The sequence below is a fragment of the Deltaproteobacteria bacterium genome (assembly GCA_026712905.1).
GTDB lineage: Bacteria > Desulfobacterota > Binatia > UBA9968 > JAJDTQ01 > JAJDTQ01.
Genome location: JAPOPM010000225.1, coordinates 1 through 16,789, shown reverse-complemented (window position 1 = coordinate 16,789; position 16,789 = coordinate 1). Strand labels below are relative to the sequence as shown.

Below are 16,789 nucleotides of genomic sequence, written 5' to 3'. Positions count from 1 at the left end.
CCGGGTTCACCCGCGCTTCGGGAGATTCGCCGTCGCCATCGCCGCCACCAACCGATCGGGCAACCGGCAACGGAGGTCGTCGATCATCGCCGCGTCGAGCAGCAGCACGAACGGATCCACTCGCCACTTCCGGACCATGCCCGGCGCCAGCTCGCCGACGGCCATGTGGAGCCGGCGCTTGTAACGCAGCCACGGCAGCAGCCCCGCCGTCCGTTGCTCGGGAAACTCGAGCCGATCCGCTACATCGTCGCCGAGAAGCGCGCGGGAGACCCGATACCCGTGTTCCACCATGGAACGCTTGGCGTCCCGATCGGTCAACCTCGCCACCTCCGGCAAGGCCCACACCAAAGCGTTCGCGATCAGCGACGATACCTTGTCGGGCGGCGGTTCGCACAGGTGCGCGATCCGCGACAACTCGACGGTTTCGGCCTCGTCGCCGTCGAACAGCAACGCCTCGGGCGTCCCGATCAGCCACGATGCGTAGCGCCAGATCTGCATGAGACCGGCCCGGGCTTCGTCGTTCAGATCCGCCCCGAGCCGCTCGGCGTCCCGGATCATCGACGCGGAGAAGTTGGCTGACGCCAGCGCCAGGTTCGCGGCGCTGATGGGCGCGCCATGGACTGCTTCGTCCCATTGGCCCGAGGTCCGGAGCTGCCGCCTGATCCGAGCGTGCATCAGCCGGATGCGGACGGAGAACTTCCAGCCCTCTCCCGCACGTTCGAGGGAGTTCGGCAGCATGATCATCTCGATCATGTACCGGATGTTCTGCCGAATTCGCTGCAGGCCCTGCTGGGTCGTGACCCGCCCGCTCATGAAGAACACCTTGCTCATCAAGCTGGTGAAGTTTCGCAAGGTGACCACCACGAACGCGGCGGTGAACAGGTCCAGATGCCGTTGGAACGCATGGCGGCCCGGAAGGACCGCGTCGCCGTCGAACCACCCCGGCCGGCTCTCGACCTCTTCCAGGAAATCGCGCAAAGGCCGCGGCGCTCCCGTGAGAGCCTTCGTGTCCTGCTCCATGGCGGCATCGACGAATCGTTCGCCCTCTCGGTGACCCAACGGCGCCAACGCCTCGATGACGGCATCGGCCGGCGGATCGTCGACCACCGTGTGCCGGATATACTTCGCCGCCAGATCCGGACGGAGCGCGGACGCCTTCTCGTATCCGGCCCGATACGCCAAAGGGATTACAAACCCGTCCATGCCAACCTCATGATTGCAACCTTGACAGTTCCGAAAGACCGCCCGCAAGGCGGACAGGAGCTGCGTCTATTCGGGCTTCAACGCACAATACCGCCCGAGCTCGAAACATCCGCTTTGCCACGCCACGTCCAGCACCTGGAATTTTTCCATCAAACGGCGGAGCTTGGCCGGCAACAGGCCGCAGAACTCCAGTCCTCTGAGAATCTGGTAGTTGTTCTGGACGAGCCGCTGGTTGTCCACGTCCTTTCCGTTAAAACCCTCGAACTCCAGGACCGTAAGGCCTGCATCGCGCAACCTCCGGCTATAGGTGGAACGGCTCTCCAGGCCTGGTATCGCCCACGGTTCATACATCGGCCGTATGTACTTTTCGTGCTGATCGACGGTCAATCCATCGCGCATCAGCCAGTCCGTCGCCACGATCCGCCCTCCGGGTTTGAGGACCCGGCGGACTTCGCGAAGGAATCGTTCTCTATCGCTGTAGTGGCAGGCGCTTTCGACGTTGACAACGGCGTCGATGGAATCCCCGGCGAACGGCAGAGCGAGGGAACAGTTCCCATACTCGAGGTCGATCCGGTCCTCCAGACCCGCATCTACGACCTTCTTCTCGGCTATCTCCAACTGCTTCCGGCTCAGGTTGACGCCGGTAACCATACAACCCTTTGTCTTTGCGAGATAGATGGCGGTTCCACCGATCCCGCAACCCGCGTCCACTACGTGATGGTCCTCCCCGATCAGGGCCGGGGCGACCATTACGTCGATCATGCGTTCCAGGCCGCGCTCGAACTCCGCCGACCCTACGAGAGGCTCGCCTTTCTCAGGACATTCTCCAGCCTCGAACAATCCGAAGTGAAGGTGATCGGGATTCCATGACTTCATGTAGAAATCCACGGTCAGTTCGTCGAAGTGGCTCGCGACCGCGCGATCTTGTGCCGAGACGCCCGATTCGTCGTGGTGGTCCAAACTCAGCACCTCCTTGGAAGGGAGTTCGCCCTCTGAGGGAGTGTCAGGCCTTCTGCCCCGCGGCCACTTCGTCCTTCGACCGCACGCACATCATCAAAAAGAAAACATAGCCCTTGGCCTGCTCGACCCGATCCCCGGTGATGACAAGCTTGACGTGATGGATGCCCCGCACCAGCATGAACGGGCCGGACCTGCCGAACAACGTCGTCGATCCCGTGGACCATCTGGTCAGTTCCGTCAGCTTCTCCGGAAGCGCGTATCCCTGCTCGCCGATGACGTCGATGATGGCGGCCCAGTGCCTTATGTCCTTCAGCCATTCATTATCGTGAGGGAACAAACTCAGTCCCATGGACGGTCCCACACCACTCGCGTCGACATCGAGGTGGACCCCCATGTAGGCGAAGGCCGAACGCTCCTCGAAGGCCGCTACCGTAGCCCCGGCCACCGCGCCCTCTCCCGGCCAGCCGGCGCGTTCCAGGAACGCGACCACGTCCTGTGCGTTCTTGAACCCCGTAGCGGCAATCCGAATAGCCCTTTCCCGTGACGGAAAGGTGCCCACCGCCTTGATGAGGGTGTCCGGTTTCAACTTCCGGTACACCTCCTCGAGCTGCCGTCGTTCGGCGGCGTCCGGGCTCCAACCGCTGGCATGGACCAACGCGTCGTGAACCACGCCCAGCTCCCGAAGGCGCCGGCCGTCGCCGGCGATCACGTCTTCAACGGGATAGAGGAACACCCCGGGATCCTGACGCTCGCCGTCCGGCGCCGGATCGATGTCGTACTCGAGCAGCATCTTCCGGCCGACCACACTGCGGAGAAAGGAGTCTTCCCGATCGGTCTCGTCCAACAGCCAGGCAAGCCCCGCCGCCGATGGCTCCGCCTCTCCGGACCGGTTCCTCTCCTGGTAGAACGCCGCCGACCGGCTCTCGCCAACCAGCGAAACGCCGAAATCCGCTCTCGGGCTCGGATCCTGCAACGGCAGCTCGAACCCGAACGGGAAAGCCGCCATGGTCGGAGGTGACTCCTCCGCGCGTTCCAGCAGGCTCTCCCAGTCCTGGCCGTCGATCAGGCGAGCGGAGATGTGCGGCCTGATCTGCGTCAGCAGCTCCGCCATGGAACCCGCTTCGTGCAGAAGGCGTTCCTCGGTAGCGGCCCAGTCTTCCTTGATGCTCATGGCTTCCGGTCCTCCACCCCCCGCTCCTCACCCGATGACCGGAGCGGGGTTGATCTCCTCTTCCGTAAGCGGACTCTCCCGGAGGCCCATCTCCACCGGCACGTCGTACAGACGGCCCGGCGCGAAACGTTCCCAGTAATGGCGCAGGCCGGGCACGATGACCCTCGCCACTGGCATGCCGATGTCGGGCCGGGTCTGATCCAGCACCAGCAACTCCATGCCCTTGGCCTCGACCCGCGCGCGGCACTGCTCGACGTCCTCCCTCACGTCGGCGGTGTCGGGAACGGGGTAGTCCGCCTTGCCGCGCGGAGCCCCGCCCGGCGCCGGCGCCAGATAGGGATGATCCGCGAGCGTCGCATTCCGCCACCACCACAGGCATTGCGGATCATCCACCTGGTATCCGGCGCCGCCGCTCCCCGACCCCTGGACCCAGTTGAGGAACTGGTTCATTTCACACACGGCGCGCAACGCGGCGATGTGGGGGTCGGTGTGCGCGCCGGCTCCGTAGATGATGTCCTCCTCCTTCTTGTCGGTCCGGCGCGAGACGGCGACGAAAACCGGAATGCCGAGATCGCCGGTGGCGTCCAGCACCCACATTTCGCGCCGCAGGCCGCAGTAGTAGCCGCCGGCCGCCCCCAGGTACTCGTCGCCGAAGCTTTCCAGGTCCACGCCGGGCAGGCGCAGCCGATTGTACCACCAGATCGCGAAAGCGTCGCGTTCCACCAGCTCGAAGAATCCCTGCAGGATCGCTTCTTCCAGCGTATTGCCGGCGGCACAACCGTTCGAATCCGCGACGAACTCGGTGGGCGCCCGCGGCTCGGGCGACAGGCCGTAGTAGAGCATGGACGTCGGCAGGTACCGATGGCGTTCCTGGGTCAGCGACCACACGGGCGACCAGTCCATCTCCGCTTCCGGATCGAGACGTGGCGGCACCACGTTGTAAGGATGGTCGCCGGCGTTGATCTGCGCCGCATGGTCCAGTTGCCGGTCGCTGAAAAGCTGGACGTCGTTCGGGTGGATGGCCCGTGATTCCCCGGCCTCGACGAAATCGGCGAACCGTCCGCGGCGGCGGATCTCGTCGCCATGGAACGCGCCGGAGTAGCGCTCGAGGGCCTCGCACAGGGCGCTCGCCTCGGACTGGCTCGGCGTGCTTCCCTTGCCGGCGCTCTTGGTCCGCAGGCTGAGCCGAAGCAGGCTCAGCGTCCGGGTCCTCAGCGCGATGTTGCTCCCGGACCAGTGGACGTGCAGCCAGGGATCGGCCTCTTCCGTGGTGCGCGTCAGCCAGGTCACGATGCCGCTGACGGGACCGATCAAGTGACGGAACCTGGCGAGGGTCTCCCGCGGGGAAACCGAGCGCACGCCGCCGCTGTTGCGGACGCCTTTCGGACTCGGCCGCAGCCGCACCGGAACCGGCGGCCGGTCGGCGCGGAACAAGCCCGGGTCGCCGCAGGTGGAACACTGCGGACGGCGCACGACCGCGTGGTGCTCGCTCTTCAGGTGAGCGACGTCCACCGAGACGGCGTGCTCGTGGAGCGGCGCGGTTTCCTCCAGCACCAGCCATTTGGCGACCTCCATCGCCACGAGTCCGTACACCGCTTCCAGAACCGCCGGTTCGGCCACGCACGGACGGAAGGCGGCCTCATCGCCGGCAAGGTTGCGCAGGAAATTGTGGATCTCGTGGTGGGCGCGCAGGCGGTAGGCGAGGCAGGCCCAGCACGGCCCCTGGTCGGCCGGCCGGAAGACCGGGCCGAACAGCGGCTCCACGCCCTTCGGCCGCACCAGCACCCACGGTGTGCCCGAGGCGATCCGGCGCTGGTTGACGCCGGCATGCCGGGGGTCGAGATAGTCGTCGCAGACCCGCACCGACAGCGCCGGGGCATCTCCCGACACGGCCACGCCCATGGCCTCCAGCCGGCGGGCCAGGCCTCCGTCATCGCCGGAGAGCGCCACCGCCGATGCCCGCAGGCGTTCCTCGGCCCACCGGGGAGAGGCGCCCAGCGCGCACCAGAACGCGGCCGCCCCCCGTTCCATGGCATGGTCGCCCGAAACGACGTATCCCCTGGACGCCAGGGAAGCGAGTTGTGCCTGAACGGCGGATTCGGAATGCGCGCCCGCCAGGGCGGCGATGACGTCCCCGCGCGAGCGGCGGCCGTCGAGCAGCGGCAGGAGATCGGCATGCATCCGTCCGCCGAGCAGCGTGTTGAAGTTGTCTGAAACCAGGAGCATCTTGCCGTCGCCGATGTCGCGGAATTCGAGATGCGGCGCCAGCATCGGCGTCTCGACGCGGCCGCGGTCGGCGGCGGTGGTCCTTTTCAGGATTCCCGTATACGTGGACGGAGGCGGCTTCTCGCCCATACCGTGCCCTCGCTAACGAATGTCCGCCGGCGCATAGCCGTCGGGCATGCCCTTGACGGAAAACACGATCTGCCAGATCTGGTTGACCCGTGACCGGAGGCCGCCCGCGGCGCACAGCAGAAAGTAACGCCACATGCGAAAGAAGCGCTCGTCATATTGGTCCTGGAAACCGTCCCACGCGGCGGCCAGATTATCGTGCCAGCACATGAAGGTGCGGTCATAGTCCTGGGGAAAGCTGTGCCAGTCCTCCATCAGGAGCACGTCCTGGGCGGCCTCCATGAGCTGCTTCGCCGACGGAACGTCGCTGTCAGGGAATATGTACCGCTTGACCCACGGGTCCGTATTGACGGCGCGGCTGTTGGTGCCGATGGTCTGCACGAGGTGCAGCCCTTCCGGGGCCAGGCAGCGACGCACATGTTCCAGGTAGGTCTTGTAGTGCTTGCGGCCCACGTGCCCGATCATGTCGATGGAGTAGACCCGGTCGAATCGTTCGTCCACCTCGCGGTAGTCCTGCCGGCGGATCTCCACCGGCAACCCGGCGCACAGGTTCCGCGCGGCTTCGTATTGGTCCAGGGAGGGGGTGACGGCAACGCCGGAGACCCCGTATTTCTCGGCAAAGTAGTGGATCGCGCCGCCCCAGCCGCAGCCGATGTCCAGCACCCTCATGCCGGGTTCGAGCTGCAGCTTGCGCGCGATCAGGTCCAGCTTCCGGTCTTGCGCCTCGTCGAGCGTCCCGGCGTCCTTCCAGTAGGCGCAACTGTACATCATGCGCTCGCCGAGCATGGCTCTGAAAAGGTCCAGGCCGAGTTCGTAGTGGCGTTCGCCCAACTTGCTCGCGCGGCTGCCGCGCCCGAGCCTGATCAACCGCGCCGACAACAGGAAGAAAAGATCGTTCAACGGGCGGAAATGCCGGTAGAGCTCGGCCCGGCAGACGCGGTACGCCATATCGTCGAGCTGGTCGCAATCCCACCAGCCGTCCATGTAACCTTCGCCGAAGCCCAACGGGCCATCCGCGAAGATCCGCGCGAAAAACTCTTCGTTGTGCACCTGGATGTCCCAGGGACGGCCGCCGTCGATGCGGATATCCGCGATTGCGAGGAGCGCCTCCAACCGTCTTCGGTATCGGGTGTACGTCATGCCGCCATCCCCTCCAGAACCGCGATATCGGCGGCGGCGCGGGACGCCGTTTCACGAATCGTCACCGCCAGCGCGCTGAAATCATCGGCCCCGCAGGCGCGCGCGATGACGGCCTCCACCTTCCCGCCGGCGGTCTCCACCCGGGAACCGTCCTCCATCACCAGCGGCAGGACGCCGCGCAGGTTCCTCCACATCCTCGCGGCCTCCTCCAGCCGCTCCGCGGCGTCGGCGGGGATCAACCCGTGCGCGCCCAGAGTCCGGAACGCGGATGCCGCGCCGGGTACCAGAACGTCCGGAAACGCCCCGGCATGGATCAACTGCAGGAACCGGGCCGCGCGTTCCACATCCCGGAGGCCGCCGCGCATGTCGTCGACGGAGAGCAGACCAGGCTCGACCGCGCTGTCGCGGGCTTCTCCCAACTCGGCGATCAGCACTTCCCGCGCGATGCCGTGGGCCAGGATGTCCCTCCGCGCCTCGTCGAACCGCGTCGCCGGCGGTGAAGACGCACCGCGCCCGGAACAGCTCACGAAGCTCGGCGGCGGACGCCGCGGTCCGGTGGTGCTCGCGGAACTCGCCGAGTGACCGGACGACCCGCGGCTCCCGCTCGCGCGGCACCGACGCGAACAGCAGGTTGTCGCGGGACAAAGCGCTCATCCCTTCGCGGAAGCGGCGGCAAAGAGCCTCCACGTCCTCGACGAGACCGCCGTCATACAGAAACATCACGTCGAGGTCCGCCCCGGGCGACGCCTCTCCGCCGGCGATGTCGCCCAGAACCACGGCCGCCACCCCAACCTCGGGGGCCCGCGAGCGGCCCTCGCCGAACTCCTCCGCCACCGCCGACAGAACCTGGGCAATGGAGGCTTCGGCGATGTGGGACAGCGCCGTACCCGCCTCCACGGGCGAGAGGTTGCCGCGCATCGTATGGACGCCGACCTGGAAGACCTTTTCGTTGGACCAGTTCCGCGCCGTCTCCACCGCGTCCGCGACGTCCTGAATGGGCAAGTCGGCGAGCTGTTCCTTCATTTCCCGTACACCGAATTCATGCGTCCAGTAAACGCGGGCGAGACCGCGCCGGGCGATGGTCTCGAACTCCGGATCGGGCCCGAAACCGTCCGGCAGGTCCAGGTCGGTGAACTCTTTATCCTGCAGGGTGTCGAGCAACTCCGGCGCCCGATTGATCCACTCGCCGAGAGGAGGCGCCCCGGCCATGATCTCCGCGATGGCCTCGAACGCGTCGGGACGTGCGGCATAGGCCGGGCTGTCGTAGGCGCTCCAGTCTTCGATGTCCGGGTAGAAACGCGCGCGCCATTGATCCACCAGCGGATCCATGGTCTCGAACCAGCGCCGGGGAAACATGGCCAGACCGCCCACCATGCCGTAGCCTCCCGGCAACTGCGGCGACTTGTCCCCGCCGTGATGCTGCAACAGCGGATAGAGCCGGTTCGGCGCCGGGTGGTGGTCGGCATGGCGTTGCGAATTGTAGTAGAGCCAGTTGGAGAACTTGCATGCGGCGGTCCAGGAGTGGTGCAGCCCGACCCGCTCGAACCGGCCGCCGGGGCGGCGCACGCGCTGCAATCCGTAGTGCTGCACGTAGTCCGCGATCTTGAGCTGCAGGAGGCCGCTGACGCAGATGATGGCAAAGATCAGCAGGCCCCAGAAACCACCCATCCAATACGCCAGCGCGTACCAGACCGCGGCTTCGATGAGGTAACGCCAGCACGGGTTGGTGTGGTGCCAGACCGGCAGGTGGCGGCGCGCCAGGCGGTTGCGCTCGAAGCGCCACGCGCCGAGGACGCTGCCTGCCACCGAACGGGGGAAATACTGCCAGAAGCTCTGTCCCTTGGGCGCGGATACGGGATCCGCCGGGGTGCAGACGAGGGGATGGTGGATGCAGACGTGCTCGGTGGCCTCCTGCGGGAACGACACCGAAGCGAGCACGATTTCGGCCGCCCGGCGCTCCCACAAAGAGCGCGCGTGCATCATCTCGTGGCCGGCATTGTGGGCGAACCGGGCCAGACTGCCCAGGACCAGCGCCATCAAGAGGGCCTCCCAAGCCGACAAATGGCCGGCGACGAGGATCTGCCACAGCGCGAAGACGAACGTCACCAGATAGAGCGCCACCCACACCCATTCCGCCAGCCTGTAGGCGAACAGCCGGCGCGGGGGTATGCCCGGGTCCATGTTCGCTTCGTCCTGGCCGAACATGGTGTCGAAACGGTCCGCGAGCCAGAAATAAACGAACGGAACCGCGAGCCACCAGCCGCCGTAGAGCGACGACAGGAACACCACCGGCAAAATCGTGAGCGGCAGGAAATATGGCAGGGCGTTCCAGACCGAGGGCTGGATCACCCCGCCCGTTCCGGCGCCAAGAGCGCCAAGCTCCGCGCTGTCTTTTTCCATGGCGGTCGCAGGGGGGTCCACGGATCACGTTCACCCGGGCGCGGACCAGTCAGGTCGCCTGCCCGTGGCAAGTCCCGGAAACCGGTTGTCCGGCTCCCGGTGACACCGACCCTCGCTGCCCTTGTACCATTAGCACAAACGGGACGGCCTCAGAAACTTTCATCCGGCCCCGGAGAAACGAAAGCCGCACAGTCGGCGGCGGCGTCCAGGCCGCTGCGCACGGCTCCATTGACCGACGGCACTCCCATGTATTCGCCGGCGAGGAACAAGCCCTTGACGGCCTTGAGCTCCGTGCCGCGCATTCGATGCAGCGCCGAGATCATGCCGCCGGGCGCCAGACACGCCGCCTCATCCCAACGGTGGACACGGGTGAACAGCGGTTCCTGGGTCATGGCCGGAAAATACTTCCGCGTTTCCGCAAGGATCCGCCGAACCACCTGCTCGTGGCTCAATGCCGACAACTCCTCGGCCAGCGTTCCGATGACGAGCGCGTCGATCAGGGCCTTTCCCTCCGGCACGGATTCCGGCGCCAGCGCGGCCGAGTTGCTCATGCCCGACATGAACGCCCCCGTCTGTCGAGGGAACATCACCCCGTACCAGTCCCCCGGGAACGGGCTCGAGTCGAGGCCGAAGAATACGCGGCAACAACTGGAGTAGGTGACGCGACCCAAAGCGTCCCTGATGCCGGACGGCAAATCGGGAGCGAGCCGGAGAGCCGCGGTGGCGGTGGTGGCGCAGATGACCGCGTCGGCCTCGACAAGCCCGCCTTCCGCGACCACGCCCCTGACGCATCCGTCCTCGATCACGATGCGGGTCGCCGGGGTAGAGGTCCGGATACTTGGGCCGCAGGCACGAGCGAGGGCATCCACGAACGCCCCGGCGCCGCCCTTGGGACGGAGCGGCCAGCCGGCGTTCAAACCAAAATACCAGAGAACCGCCATCCCGTACGCGGCGCCGACTTGTTCCGGATGTGCGAACGTATAGCCGCTCAAATTAGGTCCGAAAAACCATTCGAGGAACTCGCTTCCGATCTTCGATGCGACGAAATCGGCCGCGCTCTCGCCATCGTCGAGAGTCGCCATCCGCGAAGGGTCTTCGAGGCTGAGTTCGCCGCACCGGGCCTTCAGCATCCTCCCGAACTTCATTAGCTGCCAGAGGCCCCGTGGCGACAGAAGCCGGAATGACAGCAGCGTGCGGATCGTCTTCCACTGGTCCCTCGGGTGGTCGCCGCCGTAGAGACCGTGAAACTTGCCGTTGCGGTACACCCCGCCATGGATCGGGACGCGCGTCCGCTCCAGGGGAACACCGAGCTCGGCTGCCAACTCCTTGACCGTGTCGAACGTCTCCAGAAAGATGTTGGCGCCGACGTCCATGCGGAAACCGCCGACCTCCTCCACGGCGACTCGCCCGCCGGGCCGCGAAGACGCTTCGAAGACGATGGCATCCAGTCCGCGCTTGCGGAGGGAGTAGGCGGCTCCGAGACCCGCCATGCCCGCGCCGACCACTAGAACTCGTCGATTGCGGCCCATATTCGATTCAACCCACGGTAGCGCCGTACCCTCGGTCCGGGTTGTCAATCCCGGAGAGGCATTCCCGAGAGATCTCTACTTTCCGTCTTTGCCACACCATCCGCGCCGTCGTCCTCCATCGTAGGCCCGTCCGTGCCGAGCCCGTATCAGGAGTTCCGTCAGGTCGGTTCCGTCAGCCAGCCGGATGCGCGCCACGACCCGCCCAGCGTACTTCCCCTTCTTGACGTCCATCAGCGTCACCCGTTTGCCGACCCGTTCCCTGACGAAGTCGCGCGCGGCCCGGGCCTTCCGCTTCTCACCGTCGCACTTGCCCCGGAGTTCCGGGGTGTCCACCCCTTCGACACGCACGCTTCCCTTCCAGGTGAGCCCGGGCCACATGTCCGCCTCGACCTTCACGGTGTCGCCGTCGTAGACGGACAGCACACGGGCGGGGGTCTGGATGCCGGCGGCTTCGGGGGCGCGTTTCGCCCCGCTCTTGCCGCTGACCGGCGACGAGCGGGCCGCATCACCCGCCGCTGCCGGGAAGGGACCAGGGCCGAGAATAAAGAGACAAACGAAGACGATGGCGACACCCTGATGCCCTGCCATTGCACACCTCCTCGCAAAGAAGTAGGCAACACTGGCGGACTGCCGAATACCCAAGAACGGGTAGCCGGGTCCTTGCAAGCATCAATCAGGGTGTGTTGATGTTCCGCGTATTCGCCCAGGCTCGGTCAATTACTCCGAGCCCATGACAGGCTGTTGTATTCCGACGGAGGACCCGACACAGGAAAGTGATGATCCCCGACGACGCTTGCTGAATTAATGACTAACCGATTCGGAATCCGTTGTCAAAGGAAGGGCTGACTTACGCGCCAGGTCCCGCACCGAACCCGGGGGTCCGCCCCTCCAGCAACGTCCCCAACTCTTCCGCCCGGAACTGGAGCCCCAGATAGAACGGCCCAAACAGGCCGTAGAGGGCGCTAGCCTCGTCGAAGCGCATCTCGTAGATCAGCTTCTTGAACACCACTCCACTGGCGGCAACTACCACCCTTGAACTCAACGACCGTCCGTGGGTCCATCCTCGGGCGCCAAGTACAGGGTCGGCCGCATCGACAGCGCGGCCGCGATATCGGCGACGGTCCGGAGCGTCAGATTTCTCCCGCCCCCGAAAACCTGAGACACGTAGCCCGGTGTGCGGCCCAAACGGTCAGCCAACTCCGTCCGGGTGATGCCGGCCTCGTCCAGGGCCAGCGTCAACTTCTCGGTCACTTCCAGGATCAGTTCTTCCTGCCGCACCAGACGAGCGAAGTTCTCCCCTTGCTCAATCGGCGGTTCGCCAGCGTACGTGGTCATGGCTGTACTCCTTCAAAATAGTTGGTGAGGTTCTTCGCCGCGATGTCCAGGTCGCGAACCCTGTGCTGGTTTTGCTTCTTTTGCAGTCCATGAGCGACCACAAACTCTCGTCTCGACGAGAAGGTGCCGATAAACCGGTACTGAAAGCTCTTGACCTCCCACAGCGCGAACCCGTTCCGCTCGCCGAGTTTCTTGAAGCGTTCCTGCGATTGGACTCTGCCAAAATTGGCCAACCGATTGAAGACGGCCTGAATCTTGGCACGATCACTGGCCTTCAACCGCCGGAAGTATTCCCGGGCCAGACTCTTGCCGGACTTGTCGACCGCCCACACGACTGTCCCCCATTCACCCGACGCTGCATTTCGACTCTCCACACTGAGCCCGTGAGTTTAGATATAACTAAAACCGTGGTCAAGCCCTTTGCAACTCTGACCGAAACTCAAAGGGTGACGCCAACCGCCCAACGGTTTTTCTACGCGCCAGGCTCCGCCCCGAACCCCGGCGTCCGCCCCTCCAGCAACGTCCCCAACTCTTCCGCCCGGAACTGGAGCCCCAGATAGAACGGGCCGAACAGGCCGTAGAGGGCGCTGGCCTCGTCGAAGCGCATCTCGTAGATCAGCTTCTTGAACACCACGGGGTCGTCGGCGAAGAGGTCCACGCCCCACTCCCAGTCGTCGAAACCGATGGAGCCGGAGATGATCTGGGTCACTTGGCCGGCGTAGCGCCGGCCGATGAAACCGTGGTCCGCCATCATCCGCTGGCGCTCCGCGAAGGGCGCCTCGTACCAGTTCTTGGCCTCACCCCGCTTCTTGTCCATGGGATAGAAGCAGACGTAGCGCCGGGCCGGGATGTCGGGCCGGAGGCGGCCCTCCATGGTCTTCCGAGCCTGGGCGAGATAAGCCTCCACCTGCTCCTTCCACTCCGCCGTGTCGGGGGGGACGCCCTTCTCCTGGAGGGAACGGTAGAGCTGGCCGGAGGCGCTGTAGAGGCCCAGTTCCACAACCGAGAGGTAGGAGGTGGTCGGCTCCAGGAACGGAGCCAGCTTGAGCTGGGCCAGCGCCAGCTCGGCCTCGTTCAGGGCATCCATAGAATCCCGGAAGTGGATGAGCATCAGGTCGCCCTTGTGGCCAAGGAGCGAGGTCAGCCCGGAGCGGCCGGCGGCGCTGTTCTCCATGGCCTGGAGCACGGAGACCGCCTCGTCAACGGTTTTCCGGCGGACCTCCCGGGCCAGCGCGTTCCACTCCGGCCAGCGGATACGGAACATCTGGTGGAGGATGCTCCAGCCCTCCATGGTCAAAGGGACAGGGGGCAGACCCTTCGCGTCGTCAGCAAACGCCATCTCGTTCTCCGAGGCACTCATTGAAACAGCAGTCTTGGTTGCACGATCCTCAGTCTTACCGCCCGAAGCTCTCATTTCAAGCGAAGTCAACGGCCATGCGATGGAAGACAGGCACTCTTCACACTGGGACCGCGCGGCCTCGACCGGGTGTGGCAGAAAATCGACGGTCCGGTGTCAGCGCCATGACAGCCAAAATGCACGCAGTTCTCAACCCTTGGGCGGCCCCCTCGCGATTCCGGCGAGGCGGGATTGTCAATATACTGCCGGGCCCCCTCTGAAGCGACATCAACGACCGCGGTTTCTTCATCCAGCGCAGGAAATTTCAGCAAACGAACAACAGGCTGTCTTGGCGCGTCTTTTGCGTTCCAGAATCTTATTATACAGAACGCATAAAACTACGGGAGGAAGAATGCGGCAACCGAACAATCAACCAGTAGGCCAACGCCTCTTTGACACACTCGGTTCCATGATCGGGCAGAGCGAAGTCATGCGGCGCGTCTTTGAACTCACCCTGAGGATCGCCGCAAGCGACTCGACCGTCCTCATCACCGGAGAGAGCGGTACCGGCAAGGAGTTGGTTGCACGGACCATCCACGACCGCAGCAGACGGGCGAGTCAACCCTTTGTCGCCGTCAACTGCGGTGCCATACCGGAGGACCTCTTGGAGAACGAGCTGTTTGGCCATGTCCGCGGTGCGTTTACCGGTGCGCAACAAACCCGATCGGGGCGTTTCATGAGCGCGAAGGAAGGAACCATCTTCCTTGACGAGATCGGCGAGATCACTCCAAGACTCCAGACGAAACTGTTGCGCGTCCTTCAGGAGCGGGAGTTCAATCCGCTAGGTAGCGACGTCGCCACACGCACCGATGCGCGTTTCGTCGCCGCCACCAATCGTGACCTGCGGGAAGCCATCCCGGCCGGACTGTTCCGCGAGGATCTCTACTATCGGCTGGCCATCCTTTCCCTGGAGCTTCCGCCCTTGCGCGCACGGCGGGACGACATACCTCCCTTGATTCAACATTTCCTGAAACGCTACGGCGGAAACCCGCCACGCACCATCGAGGACGCCGCGATGACGCGCCTTCGGGCGTACGACTGGCCGGGCAACGTGAGAGAAATGGAGAACCTCATCGAGCGGCTCATCACACTCACGGACCACATCGAGATCCGCGCCGAAGACCTGCCCGAGCTGTCCGGCTACCTGAAGCCTCCCGGCGAAGGCGCACCCCTGCCGGAGTTTGTCCTGCCGAGCGACGGCATCGACATCGATCAGTGTATCCACCGGTTTCAACGCGAGATGATGGTCCAGGCACTCGAACGCGCCAACGGGAACAAGACCGCCGCCGCCATCCTGTTGGGCCTGAACCGCACCACCTTCATCGAACGGATGCGGCGCCACGGACTCGGTTCGCTCATCCTGCGCCGCTTGGTCACCCCCAACGGGTCTTGAAGCCGAGGGTAGGACGGCGGAGATCTGTCGGCGCTGGGAACGTGCGCCGCGACCCCTGTTGCGCCCGCCCCCCCTGCCCGATATTCTCAAACTCATGGACTGGATTCATCGCCTCGCCGGCTTGTTCCTGGTCACCCTGCTCCCGGCCGTCGCCGGAGCATCGGCGCCCAAGGGAATGGTGGACGTCCGTGAGGAGGTCCTCGACAACGGCCTCAAGGTGCTGCTGCTGGAGAACCACCGGAGCCCCGCGGTCACCTTCCAGGTGTGGTACCGGGTGGGCTCGCGCAACGAGGTGGACGGCAAGAGCGGCATCGCCCACTTCCTTGAGCACATGATGTTCAAGGGCACCGACAAGGTGGCGCCCGAGGAATACGCCCGCACCATCCGGAAACACGGCGGCCGCTCCAACGCGTTCACCTCCTACGACACCACCGTGTACCACGCCACCATGAGCCGGGAATCCATCGGCGTGGCCATCGAGCTCGAGGCCGACCGCATGGTCAACACGCGCCTCCGGGAAATCCACTTCACGCCCGAGAAGAAGGTCGTGCAGGAGGAGCGGCGGCAGCGCACCGACGACCGCCCGCGGGCGGCGCTGGGCGAGGTCACCAGCGCGGTGACCTACGCGGTGCACCCGTACCGCCGCCCCATCATCGGCTGGCCCCAGGACGTCGAGCGCATGACCCTGCAGGACCTCGAGGACTTCTACCGGACCTACTACGCGCCCAACAACGCCTTCATCGTGGTGGCCGGGGACTTCGACAGCGAGGAGATCCTGGCGCAGGTCCGCGAGCATTTCGGCGCCATCCCCCGGGGGCCGGACCCCCCCGAGGTGGGACAAGCCGAGCCGCCCCAACGGGGCGAGCGGCGCGTGCAGCTCAAGAAGGAAGCCGAACTGCCCGTGGTGATCATGAACTACCACGTGCCCGAGGTGGGCCACTCGGACAGCTACGCGCTGGACGTGCTGGAGATGATCCTGTCGCGCGGACGCACCTCGCGGCTTCACCGGGATCTGGTGTACGAGAAGCGCATCGCGCGCTACGCCTACGCGGGCTACCACCGGGTTTCCATCGACCCCACCACCTTCACCCTCGGCGCCCAGGCCATGCCGGGCAAGGAAATTGCCGAGGTGGAGGCGGCCATCGACGACGTGATCGGCCGGGTGCGGGACGAGGGCGTCACCCGGGCGGAGCTCGACAAGGCCAAGAACCAGGTGGCGGCGAGCTTCATCTTCGCCCAGGAGTCCAACCGGGGCCAGGCCATGCGCGTGGGCTTCTATGAGGTGACCGGCGGATGGCGCCGGATGAACGAATACCTGGGAGGCATCCAGGGGGTCACGGCCGGGGACGTCCAGCGGGTGGCGCAAGAGTACCTCGACCGCGACCGCCGTACCGTGGGGGTCCTGGTGCCCCAGGAGAGGAAACGCTCATGAAACGCTGGCTGCCGCTTCTGCTGTGCCTGGTCCTGGCGCCGCAGGCCGTCGCCTCCGCCGCCATGAACGCACAACGCGAGATACTCCCCAACGGGATGGTCCTGGTGACCTCGGAGCAGGCCGCGCTGCCCCTCGTTTCCATGGAGCTGCTGATCCGCGCCGGCTCGCGCTACGATCCCGCGGACCGTCACGGACTGGCCAACCTCACCTCCCGGCTGCTGACCCGTGGCACGCCCACGCGCGACTCCATGGCCATCAGCGGCCTTGTCGAGGGCATGGGCGCCCACCTGGGCACCGACGCCGGCCGCGAGCTGGCCACGGTGAGCCTGAGCATCCTCAAGAAGGACCTGGACACCGGTCTGGCGCTCATGAGCGAGGTGCTGACGCAGCCGTCCTTCCCGGAGAAGGAGCTGGACCGAACGAAACAGTCGCTCCTGGCCTCCATCCGGGCCAAGCGCGACCGCCCGGGGTCCATCGC

15 protein-coding genes and 1 pseudogene are annotated in these 16,789 nt (G+C 65.4%); 3 read left to right on the top strand and 13 right to left on the bottom strand.

Annotation, left to right across the window (positions count from 1 at the left end):
- Positions 1–6: 6 nt before the first annotated feature.
- From OXF11_19235 to OXF11_19175, 13 genes and pseudogenes are all read right to left on the bottom strand, one after another.
- Positions 7–1,203, bottom strand: coding sequence for an oxygenase MpaB family protein (locus OXF11_19235; GenBank protein MCY4489231.1), 1,197 nt, complete (start codon positions 1,201–1,203; stop codon positions 7–9).
- Positions 1,204–1,269: 66 nt separating this feature from the next.
- Entirely contained in the window at positions 1,270–2,163 is an 894-nt protein-coding gene (locus OXF11_19230) for a methyltransferase domain-containing protein (protein ID MCY4489230.1), read from the bottom strand.
- A 43-nt stretch (positions 2,164–2,206) separates the two neighbouring features.
- Positions 2,207–3,334, bottom strand: coding sequence for a hypothetical protein (locus OXF11_19225; protein ID MCY4489229.1), 1,128 nt, complete (start codon positions 3,332–3,334; stop codon positions 2,207–2,209).
- A 27-nt stretch (positions 3,335–3,361) separates the two neighbouring features.
- Positions 3,362–5,689, bottom strand: a complete 2,328-nt coding sequence (locus tag OXF11_19220; protein MCY4489228.1) for a TOMM precursor leader peptide-binding protein — start codon at positions 5,687–5,689, stop codon at positions 3,362–3,364.
- 12 nt (positions 5,690–5,701) lie between these two features.
- Positions 5,702–6,826 (bottom strand): cyclopropane fatty acyl phospholipid synthase, encoded by a 1,125-nt coding sequence (gene cfa / locus OXF11_19215; GenBank protein ID MCY4489227.1) that lies wholly within the window; start codon positions 6,824–6,826, stop codon positions 5,702–5,704.
- Positions 6,823–7,191, bottom strand: a complete 369-nt coding sequence (locus tag OXF11_19210; protein ID MCY4489226.1) for a hypothetical protein — start codon at positions 7,189–7,191, stop codon at positions 6,823–6,825. Before OXF11_19210 ends, cfa begins: the two co-directional genes overlap by 4 nt.
- 343 nt (positions 7,192–7,534) lie before the next feature.
- A pseudogene (locus tag OXF11_19205) lies at positions 7,535–9,007 on the bottom strand (fatty acid desaturase).
- Positions 9,008–9,375: 368 nt separating this feature from the next.
- Complete coding sequence (locus OXF11_19200) at positions 9,376–10,755, bottom strand: NAD(P)/FAD-dependent oxidoreductase (protein ID MCY4489225.1); 1,380 nt, start codon at positions 10,753–10,755, stop codon at positions 9,376–9,378.
- A 75-nt stretch (positions 10,756–10,830) separates the two neighbouring features.
- Positions 10,831–11,343 carry a thermonuclease family protein gene (locus OXF11_19195; protein MCY4489224.1) on the bottom strand — a complete coding sequence of 171 codons (513 nt, stop codon included), beginning with the start codon at positions 11,341–11,343 and terminating at the stop codon, positions 10,831–10,833.
- Between the two features lie 259 nt (positions 11,344–11,602).
- Positions 11,603–11,785: a chlorite dismutase family protein gene (locus tag OXF11_19190; protein MCY4489223.1), complete on the bottom strand. Its 183-nt coding sequence runs from the start codon at positions 11,783–11,785 to the stop codon at positions 11,603–11,605.
- A gap of 8 nt (positions 11,786–11,793) precedes the next feature.
- Positions 11,794–12,090: a helix-turn-helix transcriptional regulator gene (locus OXF11_19185; GenBank protein MCY4489222.1), complete on the bottom strand. Its 297-nt coding sequence runs from the start codon at positions 12,088–12,090 to the stop codon at positions 11,794–11,796.
- Complete coding sequence (locus tag OXF11_19180; protein ID MCY4489221.1) at positions 12,087–12,422, bottom strand: type II toxin-antitoxin system RelE/ParE family toxin; 336 nt, start codon at positions 12,420–12,422, stop codon at positions 12,087–12,089. Before OXF11_19180 ends, OXF11_19185 begins: the two co-directional genes overlap by 4 nt.
- A 140-nt stretch (positions 12,423–12,562) precedes the next feature.
- A complete protein-coding gene (locus tag OXF11_19175) occupies positions 12,563–13,429 on the bottom strand; it encodes a heme-dependent peroxidase (protein ID MCY4489220.1) in 867 nt (288 codons plus the stop codon).
- 466 nt (positions 13,430–13,895) lie between these two features.
- On the opposite strand from OXF11_19175, the gene OXF11_19170 reads away from it, so the two are divergent.
- From OXF11_19170 to OXF11_19160, 3 genes are all read left to right on the top strand, one after another.
- On the top strand, positions 13,896–14,879 hold the full coding sequence (locus OXF11_19170; GenBank protein MCY4489219.1) for a sigma 54-interacting transcriptional regulator: 984 nt from the start codon (positions 13,896–13,898) through the stop codon (positions 14,877–14,879).
- A gap of 94 nt (positions 14,880–14,973) precedes the next feature.
- Entirely contained in the window at positions 14,974–16,311 is a 1,338-nt protein-coding gene (locus OXF11_19165) for a pitrilysin family protein (protein MCY4489218.1), read from the top strand.
- The coding region (locus OXF11_19160; protein MCY4489217.1) for an insulinase family protein at positions 16,308–16,789 on the top strand (482 nt) is incomplete at its 3' end. The genes OXF11_19165 and OXF11_19160, both read left to right, overlap by 4 nt.